The sequence below is a fragment of the Pseudomonas glycinae genome (assembly GCF_001594225.2).
Lineage (GTDB): Bacteria > Pseudomonadota > Gammaproteobacteria > Pseudomonadales > Pseudomonadaceae > Aquipseudomonas > Aquipseudomonas glycinae.
On record NZ_CP014205.2, the window covers coordinates 5,698,356 to 5,712,297 of the forward strand.

General features: G+C 61.1%; 15 protein-coding genes. 6 read left to right on the forward strand and 9 right to left on the reverse strand.

Annotation, left to right across the window (positions count from 1 at the left end):
• Positions 1-223 precede the first annotated feature (223 nt).
• Positions 224-640: a DUF4124 domain-containing protein gene (locus AWU82_RS25985; RefSeq protein ID WP_064382053.1), complete on the forward strand. Its 417-nt coding sequence runs from the start codon at positions 224-226 to the stop codon at positions 638-640.
• Positions 641-658: 18 nt separating this feature from the next.
• Here AWU82_RS25985 and AWU82_RS25990 read toward each other — a convergent pair whose 3' ends face one another.
• Genes AWU82_RS25990 through mrcB form a run of 3 tightly spaced genes read right to left on the reverse strand, consistent with a single transcriptional unit; the run spans position 659 to position 4,081 of the window.
• Positions 659-994: a YqcC family protein gene (locus AWU82_RS25990; RefSeq protein WP_064382054.1), complete on the reverse strand. Its 336-nt coding sequence runs from the start codon at positions 992-994 to the stop codon at positions 659-661.
• Positions 994-1,740, reverse strand: coding sequence for a tetratricopeptide repeat protein (locus AWU82_RS25995; protein ID WP_064382055.1), 747 nt, complete (start codon positions 1,738-1,740; stop codon positions 994-996). Before AWU82_RS25995 ends, AWU82_RS25990 begins: the two co-directional genes overlap by 1 nt.
• Before the next feature lie 16 nt (positions 1,741-1,756).
• A complete protein-coding gene (gene mrcB / locus AWU82_RS26000) occupies positions 1,757-4,081 on the reverse strand; it encodes a penicillin-binding protein 1B (protein WP_064382056.1) in 2,325 nt (774 codons plus the stop codon).
• A gap of 118 nt (positions 4,082-4,199) precedes the next feature.
• Between mrcB and AWU82_RS26005 the strand changes: the two genes are divergently transcribed.
• The 4 genes from AWU82_RS26005 to AWU82_RS26020 all read left to right on the forward strand — a co-directional run bounded on the left by AWU82_RS26005 (position 4,200) and on the right by AWU82_RS26020 (position 7,490).
• Positions 4,200-5,756 (forward strand): bifunctional aminoglycoside phosphotransferase/ATP-binding protein, encoded by a 1,557-nt coding sequence (locus tag AWU82_RS26005; RefSeq protein WP_064382057.1) that lies wholly within the window; start codon positions 4,200-4,202, stop codon positions 5,754-5,756.
• A gap of 91 nt (positions 5,757-5,847) precedes the next feature.
• Positions 5,848-6,192: a pentapeptide repeat-containing protein gene (locus tag AWU82_RS26010; protein WP_007959639.1), complete on the forward strand. Its 345-nt coding sequence runs from the start codon at positions 5,848-5,850 to the stop codon at positions 6,190-6,192.
• A gap of 220 nt (positions 6,193-6,412) precedes the next feature.
• The gene (locus AWU82_RS26015; protein WP_003228231.1) at positions 6,413-6,685 is read left to right on the forward strand and encodes a TfoX/Sxy family protein; all 273 of its coding nucleotides are present in this window, start codon (positions 6,413-6,415) and stop codon (positions 6,683-6,685) included.
• 13 nt (positions 6,686-6,698) lie between these two features.
• Positions 6,699-7,490, forward strand: a complete 792-nt coding sequence (locus AWU82_RS26020) for a Crp/Fnr family transcriptional regulator (RefSeq protein ID WP_064382058.1) — start codon at positions 6,699-6,701, stop codon at positions 7,488-7,490.
• Positions 7,491-7,715: 225 nt separating this feature from the next.
• On the opposite strand, the gene AWU82_RS26025 is transcribed toward AWU82_RS26020, so the two are convergent.
• From AWU82_RS26025 to AWU82_RS26040, 4 genes are read right to left on the reverse strand one after another with little or no spacing between them, the layout of a single operon-like run.
• Entirely contained in the window at positions 7,716-8,567 is an 852-nt protein-coding gene (locus AWU82_RS26025) for a ChaN family lipoprotein (RefSeq protein WP_064382059.1), read from the reverse strand.
• A gap of 22 nt (positions 8,568-8,589) precedes the next feature.
• The gene (locus tag AWU82_RS26030) at positions 8,590-9,357 is read right to left on the reverse strand and encodes a heme ABC transporter ATP-binding protein (RefSeq protein ID WP_064382060.1); all 768 of its coding nucleotides are present in this window, start codon (positions 9,355-9,357) and stop codon (positions 8,590-8,592) included.
• On the reverse strand, positions 9,357-10,340 hold the full coding sequence (locus AWU82_RS26035) for a FecCD family ABC transporter permease (protein WP_190241594.1): 984 nt from the start codon (positions 10,338-10,340) through the stop codon (positions 9,357-9,359). The genes AWU82_RS26030 and AWU82_RS26035 overlap by 1 nt, the downstream gene beginning before the upstream one ends.
• Positions 10,341-10,390: 50 nt before the next feature.
• Positions 10,391-11,263: a heme/hemin ABC transporter substrate-binding protein gene (locus AWU82_RS26040; protein WP_064382062.1), complete on the reverse strand. Its 873-nt coding sequence runs from the start codon at positions 11,261-11,263 to the stop codon at positions 10,391-10,393.
• A gap of 162 nt (positions 11,264-11,425) precedes the next feature.
• Here AWU82_RS26040 and AWU82_RS26045 point away from each other — a divergent pair, with 162 nt between their 5' ends.
• A complete protein-coding gene (locus AWU82_RS26045) occupies positions 11,426-11,743 on the forward strand; it encodes a Rieske (2Fe-2S) protein (RefSeq protein ID WP_064382063.1) in 318 nt (105 codons plus the stop codon).
• On the opposite strand, the gene sfsA is transcribed toward AWU82_RS26045, so the two are convergent.
• Positions 11,740-12,453, reverse strand: a complete 714-nt coding sequence (sfsA, locus tag AWU82_RS26050) for a DNA/RNA nuclease SfsA (RefSeq protein WP_064382064.1) — start codon at positions 12,451-12,453, stop codon at positions 11,740-11,742. The genes AWU82_RS26045 and sfsA overlap by 4 nt on opposite strands.
• The gene (locus AWU82_RS26055) at positions 12,453-13,625 is read right to left on the reverse strand and encodes a pyridoxal phosphate-dependent aminotransferase (protein WP_064382065.1); all 1,173 of its coding nucleotides are present in this window, start codon (positions 13,623-13,625) and stop codon (positions 12,453-12,455) included. Before AWU82_RS26055 ends, sfsA begins: the two co-directional genes overlap by 1 nt.
• Positions 13,626-13,942 lie beyond the last annotated feature (317 nt).

The window sequence follows — 13,942 nt, forward strand, 5'->3', positions numbered from 1 at the left end:
GTTGCGGGTGTAACAGGTCGACGCGGATATGCGCCTCATGATCTGCCGAGAGGGTCTGCTTCTGGCAGTCCCTGTACAGCGGACTTTGGATTCTTCTGTTTCGCCCTCTGCAAGTCAAGCCGTCAATGTGCTTAATTGTGGGTAAGCACATGAGAACGCAAGAAAAAACCTGGAAACCGCTACTCTGTTAGCTTCAATTGCGCAGTTTTGCCAAGGAATCAGCATGCGAACGCTTCTCTTAACTCTGCTAATCAGCGTCAGCTCCTGGTGCATGGCCGGTCAGATCTACAAATGGGTCGATGCCCAAGGTGTCACCCATTTCGATCAACAGCCACCACAAGGGCAGTCATCCACCGCCGTGAAGACGCCCTCCTCTCCCGCACCTATACCTGCCGCATTGCCTGGCAGCGGCGCGCTGGGCGATCAAAAAGCCATCGATGACAAGGTGAAGAAGCAAGTAGCCGAGCAACAGAAGCAACTCAAGGCGTTTTGCGAACAGGCGCGCACGAATCTCGCGCAACTGCAGAACAATCCGCGCTTGAGGGAGGAAGTGGAGGGAGAACTGCGGCGGCTGAATGACGAGCAGCGCCAGCAACGTACTGAAGAGGCAAAGAAACAGATAGCGGAAAACTGCCAGTAACGACTGGCAGCTCCCGGTTCAGCGTGAGGCGGTGATCAGCAGGTCGAACTCTTTGAGCAACACCTGAAGCTGCCGATCCTTGCCCTGAAGATTGCGCTGGGCGAAGACCATCTCGGCCATTTCCTGAATGCCCGAGGCATTGGGCAATGGCAGATTCTGTTCGAGGATCATCTTCATCCGCGGCAGGAAGATCCATTGCAGCCACTGCTCGAAATCGAGGGTGTCGACCGAAAACGGCTCGACACTGCTCAAGGCTTCAACCGAGGGCTGGACGTCATCCCACCAGCCCTGGGCGCGCAGTTCACGCTCGATCAACAGCAATTGGTCAGCGACTTTGGAGAAACGACTGTCCATCACAGCGAAACCTTGGCCTTCTGACGGGCCAGAGTGGCGCCGGCGGAGTCGCCCTGTTTCTCACGTGCCTGAGCGATCAATTCCCACAGGCTGGCCTGCAAGTCCGGACGACCGTTGGCCATGGTCAGTGCACGCCGTGCGGTCTGCTCGGCTTGCGGCGCATCGCCCTGGGCCATACGTACCTGCGCCAGACGGTAAAGCACTTGCGGCTCGCGCGGCGCTACACGCTGGGCGCGTTCCAGACTGGAAGACGCGCCGTTGAGATCGCCACCGGCCTGCTGCTGTTGCGCAGTGGTCAACAGTGCGAGAACCGGGCCGTCCAGCTGCTCATCGGCAGACAGACCGCCACCGCTGCTGGCCGAAGGAATGCCGCTCGGCGTCGAAGGCATGCTGTAACTGCCGGAGCTGATCGGCGCCGACTCGACCGGCGAAGGGTTATACGGCCCCGGCGTGATGCCACCGGACGCCGGGCCCGGAACGATCGGCGAAGTGCTGATCGGCGCCGAAGCCGCTGCGCCGCCCGGCACCATTACCACCACACCGGTATCGCCTTGCGGGATCGCCTGGGTCTGGGCCTGTGCAGGACGTTTCACCGTCGTTTGACGGAAACCGCCATTGGCCGAAATGCGCTCGCTGTTGGACACGGCGGTGCCGGAGTCAACAACCGGGATCGAACCACGCTGTACGGTGGAGCAGCCGCTGAGCAAAGCCACGGCGGTCACCGCTGGAATCAACCACTTGTTCACTTGAAACCCTCTTTGCTTAATTCATCCAGCCCTTGACCCAATCCATCACCGACTCGCCCGAGGCCGGGCTTTCGCCCGCGCAGGAGGCGCCGGGTGGCGGTTCGCTGCCGCGAATATACGGCATCTGCACGGCGCCCGGACAGTTGGCATCAGAACCCTGGCCGGTACGCGAATCGACCCAGGCCTGCACCACGTTATCCGGTTGCGGCATGTCCAGCGGCAGCGGATCGGCCTTGCGCATGAAGCTGGTCCAGACCTGCAACGCACCGGTGGCCCCGGTGAACGGCGTCTTGCCGTTGTCGTCGCGGCCGAGCCAGACCACCGCCAGCAGATCCTGGCTGAAGCCGGCGAACCAGCTGTCGCGCGAATCGTTACTGGTGCCGGTCTTGCCCGCCAGCGTCAGGGTTCTTGGCAACACGTTATAAACCGAACTGCCGGTGCCTTCACGCATGACCCGCTGCATGGCGTTCTGGATCAGATAGATCGAGGCCGGATCGAAACGCTGCTCGATCTGGAACGGATAACGCTTGAGCGGTTCGCCGTCGGCAGTCAGCACGCTGCGAATCCCGCGCATCGGGGTGTTGAAGCCACCGTTGGCCAGGGTCTGGTACATGGTCGCGACTTCAATCGGGGTCATACCGCCCGCACCGAGCAGCATCGACGGGAACGCCGGAAACTCGCGGGTCACGCCCAGGCGACCCAGCGTCTTGAGGACATTCGGAACACCGACCGCCAGACCGAGACGCGAGGTCGACAGGTTGTAGGAATGTGCCAGCCCCTGATACAGGAACACCGTACCGTGGGAGCGACGGTCATAGTTCTGCGGTTTCCAGACCTGACCATCCGCGCCCTTGATTGAAAGCGGCTCGTCCGACAGCCAACTGGTCAACGTGTACTGGCTCGGCTTCTCCAGCGCCGTCAGATAAACCGCCGGCTTGATCAGCGAGCCGATCGGACGCACCGCGTCCAGTGCCCGGTTGAACCCGGCAAAACTCGCCTGACGGCTGCCGATCATGGCCTGGACTTCACCGGTTTCAGGATTGGTCACGACCATCGCCGCTTCCACGTCGTCGGAACCCTTGCGACCGGACAGGCGCTTGAAGGTGTCGTTGACCGACGCTTCGGCTTTCATCTGCAGGATTGGATCGAAACTGGTGAAGATCCGCAGGCCTTCTTCGGTCAAGTCTTCGTCGCGATAGTCTTCACGCAACTGGCGCTTGACCAGATCGATGAAGCCCGGGAACGAGCTGTCGGCCAGCTTGCCGCGGGTGGTCACGCCCAGTGGCATTTTCTTCGCGGCGGCCACCTGTTCGGCGGAAGCGACACCCTGCTGCTCAAGCACATCAAGCACCAGATTGCGTCGTTCCAGCGCCCGTTCCGGGTTGCGACGCGGGTTGTAATAGGACGGGCCTTTGACCATGCCGACCAACAGCGCGACCTGATGCAATTTCAACTCGGACAAGGGCTGGGCGAAGAAGAACTGGCTCGCCAGACCGAAACCGTGCACCGCACGCTGGCCGTCCTGACCGACAAAGACTTCGTTGAGGTAGGCCTCAAGGATTTCCTTTTTGTCGTAATGCAGTTCGAGCAGCATCGCCATCATCGCTTCGGTGAGCTTGCGGGTCAGGCTGCGTTCGTTGGTGAGGTAGAAGTTCTTGACCAGTTGCTGGGTCAGCGTACTGCCGCCCTGAGTCATCTTGCCGCCCGAGGTGTTGACCCAAACGGCGCGAGCAATCGATTTCGGCGACACGCCCCAGTGGCTGTAGAAATCCCGGTCTTCCACGGCGACCAGAGTTTCCAGCAGATACGGCGGCACCTGATCGAGCTTGATCAGAATCCGGTCTTCGAGGTTTTTCGGGTAGATACCGCCGATCATCAGCGGCTCCAGGCGTACCACGGAGAGCTTCGAACCGTTGGTCGCCGAGAGTTCGGCCACGTAATCGCCGGAGAAGCGCACGCGCACCGGCTGCGGTTTCTCGAGGCCTTCGTAGAACTGGAAGCCGCGGGTATTCAGATCGACCGTGTTGCCATTGACCGCCGCCGCGCCGGGACCGTTGCTCACGGCTTCGCGACGATAGCCCAGGGCATCGAGTTCGGTGAGGAAATCGTCCTTGCTCAGCTTCTGTCCGACGAACAGTTCGAGCGGACGCGCATACACCTTGGCCGGGATGGTCCAGCGCTTGCCGGAGAACTTCTCCTGCACCACGGCATCGAGGTAAACGGCGAAGCCGGCCAGCACCACAAGGCCGACCAGACTGAGTTTAAGGGCCCAGCCCAACCATGGGCGCAGGCCCCGGGAAGCTGGTTTTTTAGGGGAACGGGGGGATCGAGTACGAGTCATGGCGGCGGATTATACGCACTTTATTCATACTCAACAGGAGCGCTCCGAGGTTTGCGTCGGGCTGGCGAGCGGCCATAATGAGCGCCTCGAATTTCCCCCAGTCTCTGAAGGATCGTCCGTGAGCCAGTCCCTGATCGCTGCCCTGCAAAACCCGGCCCTCTACCCGCATCCCGTCGAAGGGTTCCAGGTCATCGAAACCCATATCTCGTGGGTGCTGCTCACCGGTCCCTACGCTTATAAAGTGAAGAAACCGGTGAATTTCGGCTTCCTCGACTTCACCAGCCTCGACTCCCGCGAGCACTTCTGCGGTGAAGAGCTGCGCCTGAACCAGCGCCTGACCGAAGATTTGTACCTGGAAGTGATTCCAGTGACCGGCAGCGCCGAAGCCCCGCAACTGGGCGGCGAAGGCCCGGCCATCGAATACCTGCTGAAAATGCGCCAGTTCCCGCAGAGCGGCCTGCTCAGCACCCTGCAAGCCAACGGCGAGCTGACCACCGCGCACATCGACGCGATGGCCGAGCAAATCGCCCGCTTCCACCTCAATGCGCCGAAAGTCCCGGCCGAGCACGATGCCGGCACGCCTGAAAGCGTGATGGCGCCGGTACGCCAGAACTTCGAACAGATTCTGCCGTTCCTCAGCGACAAGAACGATCTGCTGCAACTCGACGCTCTGCAAGCATGGGCTGAAAGCAGCTTCGATCGCCTCAAGCCGCTGTTCGCCCAACGCAAGACCGATGGTTTCACTCGCGAATGCCACGGTGACATTCACCTGGGCAACGCCACGCTGATCGACGGCAAGGTCGTGATCTTCGACTGCATCGAATTCAACGAACCGTTCCGCTTCACCGACGTATGGGCCGACACCGGCTTCCTGGCGATGGACCTTGAAGACCGTGGCCTGAAATCCCTGGCCCGTCGTTTCATCAGCCAGTACCTGGAACTGACCGGCGACTATCAAGGCCTGGAAGTGCTGAACTTCTACAAGGCGTACCGCGCGCTGGTGCGTGCGAAAGTCGCACTGTTCAGCATGCCGGCCGACGCGACACCGGTGCAGCGCGCCACCACCCTGCGCCAGTACCGCAACTATGCCAACCTGGCGGAAAGCTACAGCACCATTCCTTCGCGCTTCATGGCGATCACCCATGGCGTTTCCGCTGTCGGTAAAAGCCACGTTGCCATGCGTTTGGTCGAAGCACTGGGCGCGATCCGCCTGCGTTCCGATGTCGAGCGCAAGCGCCTGTTCGGTGAGCAAACCGTTGCCAATGATGTTCAGGCCGGGATCTACAGCGCCGACGCCAGCACTGCAACCTATGCGCGTCTGCATGAAATTGCCGAAGTGATTTTGCACGCCGGTTTCCCGGTGGTGATCGATGCCACTTACCTCAAGCGCGAACAACGCGACAACGCCGCCAAAGTCGCTGAAGCCACTGGCACGCCTTTCCTGATCCTTGACTGCAACGCTCCGCAGGCAGTGATCGAGAGCTGGCTGGCGATTCGTCAGGCAGACAAAAAGGATCCGTCCGACGCGACCCTCGCCGTGATCGAAGCTCAACAAGCCAACCGCGAAGCCCTGACCCCGGAAGAAATCCTGCGCAGCAAGCGCGTGCAGACCAATGAATCCGGGACCCTGGACACCGTCGTGGCGCAGATTCGCCAGCGCCTGCCCGGCCTGTAAGAAACTATTTCGGCCGTGAAGCCCTCGCTTGCTTCACGGCCGTCAAATAGTGGCACTATACTGGCGTCATAAAACCAACAGGTGATTTGACATGAGCCAGCCAAAACTACTCGACACCCCGCTTTATGCCTTGCTGCACAAAGACGACATCACAGGTTTCAACAATGAACGCCCGAAAGACGGCCCGATCGATATGGTCGGCGGCGACTTCCGTGGTCTCGACCTGCGCGAGCTGAACGCCGATGGCGTGGATTTCCGGGACGCCTACTTCCGCTCCGCCGACCTGCGCGGCATCGACTTCCGCAACGCTTCACTGGAAGGCGCGAGTCTGGCTCATGCGCAAATTTCCGGTGCCTACTTCCCGCCGGAACTGAGTGCAGACGAAATCCTGATGTCGATGAATTTCGGTACGCGCCTGCGTTATCGCACCCGCTGAGCCTCGCACTACCCAAACTCGTCCAGCGCCCCCGCTTTGCGCTGGACTGCGTGCTATTGGTAATTCTCCCTCGCCCTCCCCATCCTGATTCATCAGCGGAAACTGACGTTTCTTAGAAGCGTTTGCGTCGAATCCGACCAAACAACCACGCTTTTCCTACTGATGGCTACACTCCTGAGAAGCTCGCCCACGCACCATTCGGCCGTCGCAAGGAGGCTTGATGAATGATGAACTGCAACACCTGAAAAATCTTGGCAAGACGTCGGCGCAATGGCTGCATGCCGTGGGCATCCATAGCGCCTCGGACTTGCGGCGCCTGGGCGCGGTAGATGCCTACCGGGCCGTGCGTACTCGTGGGTTCCGGGCGTCGAAGGTGTTGTTGTACGCGATCGAAGGAGCGCTGATGGATGTGCACTGGAACGACATTCCCGCCGAACGCAAGGATGCGCTGAACAAGCAACTCGAAGCGATTTCCTCCCGCCACAAAAACTGACGGGCACTGACCCATGTACCTGCTCGGAGAACAATCGGCCCAGGCCGATGCACTGATCAACCACTTGCAGAGCTTGCCTGCTCAATGGCTTGAAGGCCTGGTGCCGTGCGGGCCTGCTCTGGAACTGGAAGCCACGGATGATTTGCTGGCGCAGTTGCCGGACGACCAGTTGTTTTTGCTGACGCAAGGTGTCATCACCGGGCGCCTCGGCGGTCGTGGCTTGTTCTACTGGCACGAGGGAGATGTGATCGGTCTTCAGAACGGGCCGGAATGGGCGGATTGCACCTTGTGTACGGATAACCCGCTGACATTGCTGCCTTATCGCCGAAGCGATTTGTTTCAACATGTGTACGGCAGTTCATCGCGCCCGGAGCAGTTTCTGCACTATCTGCTCGGGCAAATGGCGCTGCTGGCCCACGCCGTCGCCGAGTTCAAGCCGCGGGAGTTTCGTAGCACGAATGGCTTCAAACGGGTCGAGCCCGGGGAAGTTCTCATCCGCCAGGGCGACTCGGCCGATCACGTATTCGTGATTATCGAAGGACACGCCGAAGCGTTTGTTAGCGGGCACAAGATAGGCGATGTGCCCAAGGATGAAATCTTCGGCGCCATGGCCGTGTTCACCGGCGAACCGCGCAACGCAACAATCATTGCCCGGGAAGCGAGCACCGTGATGCTGATTCCCGGCGATCAGTTTCTGAGCATGACCCGCACCAACCCGAAAATCGCCCACAGCCTGATCGAAAGCATGGCGCGGCGTATCGACCAGCTCAACAAGCAGCTCACGGCATATAACAGCCAGAACTGAAGCCCTATTCACGGGACGTTTACGCCATTGCCGGGACAAAACGACAGAAATGAAAAAACAGCTGTTGACTCGTTAATGAGAATCGCTATGATTATCACAACTGATCGCGAGATCAGTCGATATTCTGAAAAGCCCTTGGTTCGGACTCTCAGATTATCTCCTCATCAGGCTAATCACGGTTATTTGACCCGGTTTTTACCGGGTCTTTTTTTGCCTGTGGAAAAGTCATTCCTTGCCGAACTGCTTACGCATCTGCGCGCAGTAATCCGGTTTCGGCGTGGCCGGTGTGAGCCAGACGTAATCAGCCATCGCCGCCGTGATCTGACTACCCTGCTCCGCCAGCATCAACACCGTCGGCGCTTCCGGCGCGCCCAGATCCAGCACATGCAGCGGCACCCCGACATCCTTTCGCGCGTGATACGCACCCGCCAATAACAGTGCAGGCGCGGGCGCCGCCAACAAACGCGAGGCCATACGCCGATCCCTTTGTTGCTGAACGGCCAGCATTGCCGGCATTTGTGATGACGGCAGCAAGCCGCAGTGAGAATCGCCAATCTGCTCCAGCAGTTTCTCTTTCACAGATTTGGCGCTGCTGCGCTCGCCGCTCAGAACCGGAGGATCGCGATAGAACGCGCGAGTTTCGATGTTATCGAGGTTGGCCGCCAGTAACGGCCCGGGTTGCGTCAGGGCAAACCGCACAATCGGTCCGTAGAGATTCCAGTCCCAACCGTCCTGCCAGGCCAATGCAGCAGGGAGATCGGCCGGTAGCGTTGCGGCATGGCGCACGTCATCAACCCGCGACTGTTGATCGGGCGTCAGCATTTCCAGCAGAAGACTGCCTTGGGGGCGCTTTTCCTCGAGGTTCTGCAACAACCACAATTGAAGGGCATGGTGATCGGCGTTGTCGTGCTGTTCGCCAATGATCAGCCGCGACGGTCTGCTCAGTTGCGTCAGTAATTGTTGTGCCGTCAGACGCTCGCCACTCCGCAGATCACGGATCTCGCCAACGACCGGCGGCGCCGCAACATGCTGGCAACCCGCAAGCCACAACACCGCCAACAGCAAAATCCCGCGCATACCCTCACCCTCGATGATGAAATCAGCGGGCGATGATCAGCGGATGCCCGCGCTCCGGGTGCTGCTGCACCAATACTTCCAGACCGAAAACCGCCTTCAGCGATTCCGGACGCAATACCTGCTCAGGTGTATCCAGTGCGACCGGCCGCCCGCCTTCCAGCAGCAGGATCCGATCACAATAGCGCGCCGCCAGATTCAGATCATGCAGGATCACCAGCACCGCCGCGCCGCGATCGGCAAATTCGCGCACTGCTTGCAGCGTCGTGTGTTGATGCAACGGATCGAGCATTGAAGTCGGCTCATCAAGCAGCAACGTCTGCCCCGCCTGTCCCGGCCAGAGTTGCGCCAGCACTCGCGCCAGATGCACCCGCTGACGCTCGCCGCCGGACAGCGCCAGATAACTGCGGCCACTCAGGTGCCCGGCATCGGCCGCCCGTAATGCGGCAGCGACGATCTCGTCATCGCGCACCCGCCCGCTTTGATAAGGCAGACGCCCCATGCCGACCACTTCTTCAACACGAAAGGCAAAATCCAGGGTCGATACCTGCGGCAACACCGCCAGTCGCTGGGCGCGCTGAGTGCCGCCCCAATGGCTCAATGCCTCACCGTCCAGCAGCACTTCCCCTTCGTGTGCGCTCAGCTCACCGCACAACGCGCCGAGCAAAGTGCTTTTGCCGGCGCCATTCGGCCCCAGCACGCCAAGCACTTCGCCCGGTTCGAGCTGCAGGCTGACGTCGGCCAGAACGGTCTTGCGGCCACGGCGGATGTGCAGATTGTGCGCACACAGCATCAGGCACGCCCTCGCAGCAACAGATAAAGAAAGAACGGCGCACCGATGAACGCGGTGACGATGCCGATCGGCAGCTCCGCCGGTGCCAGCGCCAGCCGCGCCACCAGATCCGCCAGCAGCAACAGACTGGCCCCGGCCAGCACCGATGCCGGCAGCAATACCCGGTGATCCGGCCCGGCGAGCAAGCGCACCAGATGCGGCACCACCAGCCCGACGAAACCGATCATCCCTGCCGCCGCCACCGCTGCGCCAACGCCGAGCGCCGTGCAGAACACCAGCTCGCCCTTGAGCCGTTCGACATCGATTCCCAGATGCCCGGCTTCCGATTCGCCGAGCAGCAATGCATTCAACGCCTTGGCTCGGCGTGGGAGCCAAAGTGCAACACCGGCGGTGATGATCAGCAGCGGCCACAATCGCGCATAACTTCCACCGTTGAGGCTGCCCAGGTTCCAGAACGTCAATGTGCGCAATGTCGCGTCGTCGGCCAGATAGGTGAACAGCCCCACCGCCGAGCTGGCCAACGCCGTCAGGGCAATACCCGCCAGCAACATGGTCGCAACATTCGTCTGCCCATTACGGCGGCCTAGTCGATAGACCAACGCCGTTACACCAAGGCCACCGAGAAACGCACACACCGACAGCAGGTAAGGCCCGAACCACTCCGGCAATCCGCCAAAAAACGAACCACCGACAATCGCCACCGCCGCGCCCAACGCCGCGCCGCTCGAGACGCCGACCAACCCCGGATCGGCCAGCGGATTGCGAAACAGCCCCTGCATCGCCACCCCGGACAGCGCCAACACACCGCCGACTGCCAGCCCCAGCAACGTACGCGGCAGACGAATCTGCCCGAGAATCAGTTCAGCCTGCTCCAGCCCGTCCGGCGCCAGCGGCACACCGATCATGCGCAGTGCTGCGCGCAAGGTATCGAACAACGGCAGACTGACCGGCCCCAGCGCCAGCGACAACCAGATCGCCAGCAGACACAGCAGGATCAGGCCGATAAACAAACCACGGGGCTTGACCAGCGTGGTCATTGGCCGCTCTTGACCGGATAGAAACCGTCAGACAGGGTCTTCAGCGCAGCCGGCAAACGCGGCCCGAGCCCGCCGACCAGCAGCGTCGGATCCAGTTCCAGCACGCGTCCGGTCTTGGCCGCACGGCTGGAATTGAGGATCGGGCTTTCCTTGAACAGCGCCGCTTTCGCCGCCTCGCCGGTCAGCGCACGGTCAGCGAACACCAGCACTTCAGGATCGAGACTGGCCAGGGACTCCACGGAAAACGGCTTGTAACCGGTGTGGGTCGCAAGGTTGTGCCCGCCCGCTTGTTGCAGCAGCCAATCGGCGGCGGTGTCTTTGCCGGCGATCAGCGGCTTGCCGCCAGCATGTCCGAGCAGCAACAGCACGCCCGGCGCTTTCTGTTTAGTCTGCGCTTGCGCCACACGCGCCTTTTGCGCATCAAGTTGTTGTTGATAACGTTGCAGCAGCTGCACGGCCTGGCTTTCCGCGCCCAGCAACTGCCCCAGATGGGTGACGTTTTTCTCCAGCGTCGGCAGATCCGGCTGAGCCGAGAACAATTCCACCTGCACCTTGGCGCTGCGCACCTGCGAGATCACTGGCGGCGGGCCCATTTCTTCGGTGCCGATCAGGATGTCCGGGCGCAGGCTGAGAATGCCTTCGGCTGACAGGCTACGCTGGTAGCCGATGCTCGGCAGCGACTTGAGGGACTGCGGATGCTGGCTGGTGGTGTCGACCCCCACTAGTTTGGCTTCCCCCCCCAGTGCACTCACCCACTCCGACAAGGCGCCGCCAGCGCTGACCCAACGTTGCGGCAACTCGGCCGCTGCAGCCTGGTGGCTGACCAAAAGTCCGACACACAGAACGGCAACGCGGGTACTCAGGCGCATAGACAGCTTCCTTGAAAGGTTTTCCCGGGCATCGGAACGGCAGGCCAAGTATCCTCGGCAGCGCTCAGCTCGCCACGGGCGAAGGCGGCCATTTGATAATTGTTTGCATTTGAACGTCAAGCTCGGACATATCCGGACACGAGCCGACACTTGAGGATAGCCATGAAGTTTCTTTGCGCGGGTGCCGATCTGATTGAAGGCGGCAGTCGCGGTTTCGATATCGACGGGAAAAAACTGTTGGCCGTGCGCCGTGCGGGGCAGGCGTATGTCTACCTCAATCGCTGCCCGCATCGGGGCGTTGGCCTGGAATGGCACCTCGACCAGTTTCTCGACCCGAGCAACAGCCTGATCCAGTGCGCCACCCACGGCGCACTGTTTCTGATCGAAGACGGAGAATGCGTCGCCGGCCCCTGCGCCGGGCAATCGTTGACGGCCATCCCTTGCCATGAAGACGCGCAAGGGCTGTGGATCGATGTTTAACCGTTGAGCAGCAAGTCCAGGCGCCGGTCGATCACCATTTCTTCATGGCTCAACCGCACGCCGTACGCCAGGACTTCGACCCCGCACGCCACCGCCTCGCGCAGCGCAGCGGCGTAGGCGAAGTCGATTTCCTCGGCCGGACGCACTGCTTCGATACCCGTGAGATTGACGCAGTACAACTGCACCGCGCGAATCCCGTCCCTGGCCAGATGCGCCAGCTCACGCAAATGCTTGGCGCCACGATCGGTCACTGCATCGGGAAATGCCGCGACCGCCGTGCCGTCGAAACCCAGCGTGACACTTTTCACTTCCACGTACGCCGGGCCCGTCGGGTAGTCGAGGCGAAAATCGATCCGGCTCTTTTCCTGCCCGTACGCCACCTCGCGTTTGAGCCCGGTAAACCCGCTCAATTCGCTGATGACACCGGCCTGCAAGGCTTCTTCGACCAGTGCGTTGGCGCGTCCGGTGTTCACGCAAAACAGCCGGCCCTGCGGGGTTTCACCGACTTCCCAAGTACCGGGCAGTTTGCGTTTCGGATCTGTGGAGCGACTGAACCAGACCTGCCCGCCCTCGACCTGGCAATTGAGCATCGAGCCGGTGTTCGGGCAGTGAATGGTCAGCAATTCGCCGCCAACGGTTTCGATATCGGCGAGAAAACGCTTGTATCGCCGGATCAACCGGCCTTCTTCGAGCGGAGGATGAAAGCGCATCAGCCTTGCCAGCTCTTCAAGCCACGGGCGATACGCTCTACCGCTTCCTGTAGGCGTGGGAGGTTTTGCGTGTAAGCAAAGCGCACGTGATGACTGGCCTGATAGCGGCCGAAGTCCAGCCCCGGCGTGAAGGCTACATGTTCGGTTTCAAGGAAATGTCGGCAGAACGCGAAGGCATCGCCGCCGAACTGGCTGATATCGGCATACAAATAGAACGCGCCTTCCGGCTCTACGGCAATGTTGAAGCCCAGCTCCCGCAATGCCGGCAGCAGGAAGTCACGGCGACGGCCGAATTCGGCGCGGCGCTCTTCGAGAATCGCGATGGTGTCCGGCTCGAAACAGGCCAGCGCCGCATGTTGGGCCATGCTTGGCGCACTGATATAGAGGTTCTGCGCGAGCTTTTCCAGCTCACTGACCGCTGCGTCCGGCGCCACCAGCCAGCCGAGGCGCCACCCGGTCATGCCGAAATATTTGGAGAAACTGTTGAGGACAAAGGCGCTGTCGTCCACTTCCAGCACACTGGCGGCGTCGGTGCCGTAAGTCAGGCCGTGATAGATCTCGTCCACCACCAGATGCCCGTGACGGGCCTTGATTGCTGTGGATAACCCGGCCAGCTCATCGCGGGTCAGAATCGTACCGGTCGGGTTGGCCGGCGAGGCGACCAGCGCACCGACGCTGTCGTGGTCCCAGTGGCGCGCCACCAGGTCCGGCGTCAGTTGATAGCGAACGTCCGGGCCCACCGGTACAAGCTGTGCCGCGCCTTCGACCAACCGCAAAAAGTGCCGGTTGCAAGGATAGCCGGGGTCGGCCAGCAGCCAGTGCTTGCCCGGATCCACCAGCAACGCACTGGCCAGCAGCAACGCCCCGGAACCGCCGGGGGTGATGAGAATCCGTCGAGGATCGATGTTCAGGCCGTAGCGCGTCTGATAGAAGCCGGAAATCGCCTCGCGCAGTTCGGGAATGCCACGGGCTGCGGTATAGCGGGTTTTCCCCGCCGTCAGGGCTTGCTGGCCGGCGCGGATGATCGGTTCGGCGGTAGTGAAGTCCGGTTCGCCGATTTCCAGGTGGATCACGTCGTGGCCGGCGGCCTGCAATTCATTGGCCCGCGCCAGCAACGCCATGACATGGAACGGTTCGATCGCACGACTGCGCGCACTGTAGGGCTGAGCCATTGGCCTTCCTTCAACGGGGGAAAAGAAACGATTCTACCCATCTGCCGGAACGAGCGAGAACCCGCAGCGGTCACAGCCTCAAGAACACTGGACTGTAACGACCCGCGCGTACGCTCCAGGATTGACTAAAATCAGTGATTGAGCAGGTTTGCAGCACCGCCGGACATGGCTTGGCAAACATTTGCAAGTCCCCTCGGCCACGCGCTCGACATCCGGGAGTAGCGCGGGTCGAATTGATCTGGTAAGTTCGCCCGCTTGCAGCCGCAGGGCCGGCAGGTGTCGGTGATGGAGCAATCCTGCGCAATGGATTACAAGAG

What these genes read in the sequence shown, in the direction of transcription:
- AWU82_RS25985 (WP_064382053.1), top strand. Translation starts at nt 224, where the DNA reads ATGCGAACGCTTCTCTTAACTCTGCTAATCAGCGTCAGCTCCTGGTGC.
- AWU82_RS25990 (WP_064382054.1), bottom strand. Translation starts at nt 994, where the DNA reads ATGGACAGTCGTTTCTCCAAAGTCGCTGACCAATTGCTGTTGATCGAG.
- mrcB (WP_064382056.1), bottom strand. Translation starts at nt 4,081, where the DNA reads ATGACTCGTACTCGATCCCCCCGTTCCCCTAAAAAACCAGCTTCCCGG.
- AWU82_RS26010 (WP_007959639.1), top strand. Translation starts at nt 5,848, where the DNA reads ATGAGCCAGCCAAAACTACTCGACACCCCGCTTTATGCCTTGCTGCAC.
- AWU82_RS26015 (WP_003228231.1), top strand. Translation starts at nt 6,413, where the DNA reads ATGAATGATGAACTGCAACACCTGAAAAATCTTGGCAAGACGTCGGCG.
- AWU82_RS26020 (WP_064382058.1), top strand. Translation starts at nt 6,699, where the DNA reads ATGTACCTGCTCGGAGAACAATCGGCCCAGGCCGATGCACTGATCAAC.
- AWU82_RS26025 (WP_064382059.1), bottom strand. Translation starts at nt 8,567, where the DNA reads ATGCGCGGGATTTTGCTGTTGGCGGTGTTGTGGCTTGCGGGTTGCCAG.
- AWU82_RS26030 (WP_064382060.1), bottom strand. Translation starts at nt 9,357, where the DNA reads ATGCTGTGTGCGCACAATCTGCACATCCGCCGTGGCCGCAAGACCGTT.
- AWU82_RS26040 (WP_064382062.1), bottom strand. Translation starts at nt 11,263, where the DNA reads ATGCGCCTGAGTACCCGCGTTGCCGTTCTGTGTGTCGGACTTTTGGTC.
- AWU82_RS26045 (WP_064382063.1), top strand. Translation starts at nt 11,426, where the DNA reads ATGAAGTTTCTTTGCGCGGGTGCCGATCTGATTGAAGGCGGCAGTCGC.
- sfsA (WP_064382064.1), bottom strand. Translation starts at nt 12,453, where the DNA reads ATGCGCTTTCATCCTCCGCTCGAAGAAGGCCGGTTGATCCGGCGATAC.
- AWU82_RS26055 (WP_064382065.1), bottom strand. Translation starts at nt 13,625, where the DNA reads ATGGCTCAGCCCTACAGTGCGCGCAGTCGTGCGATCGAACCGTTCCAT.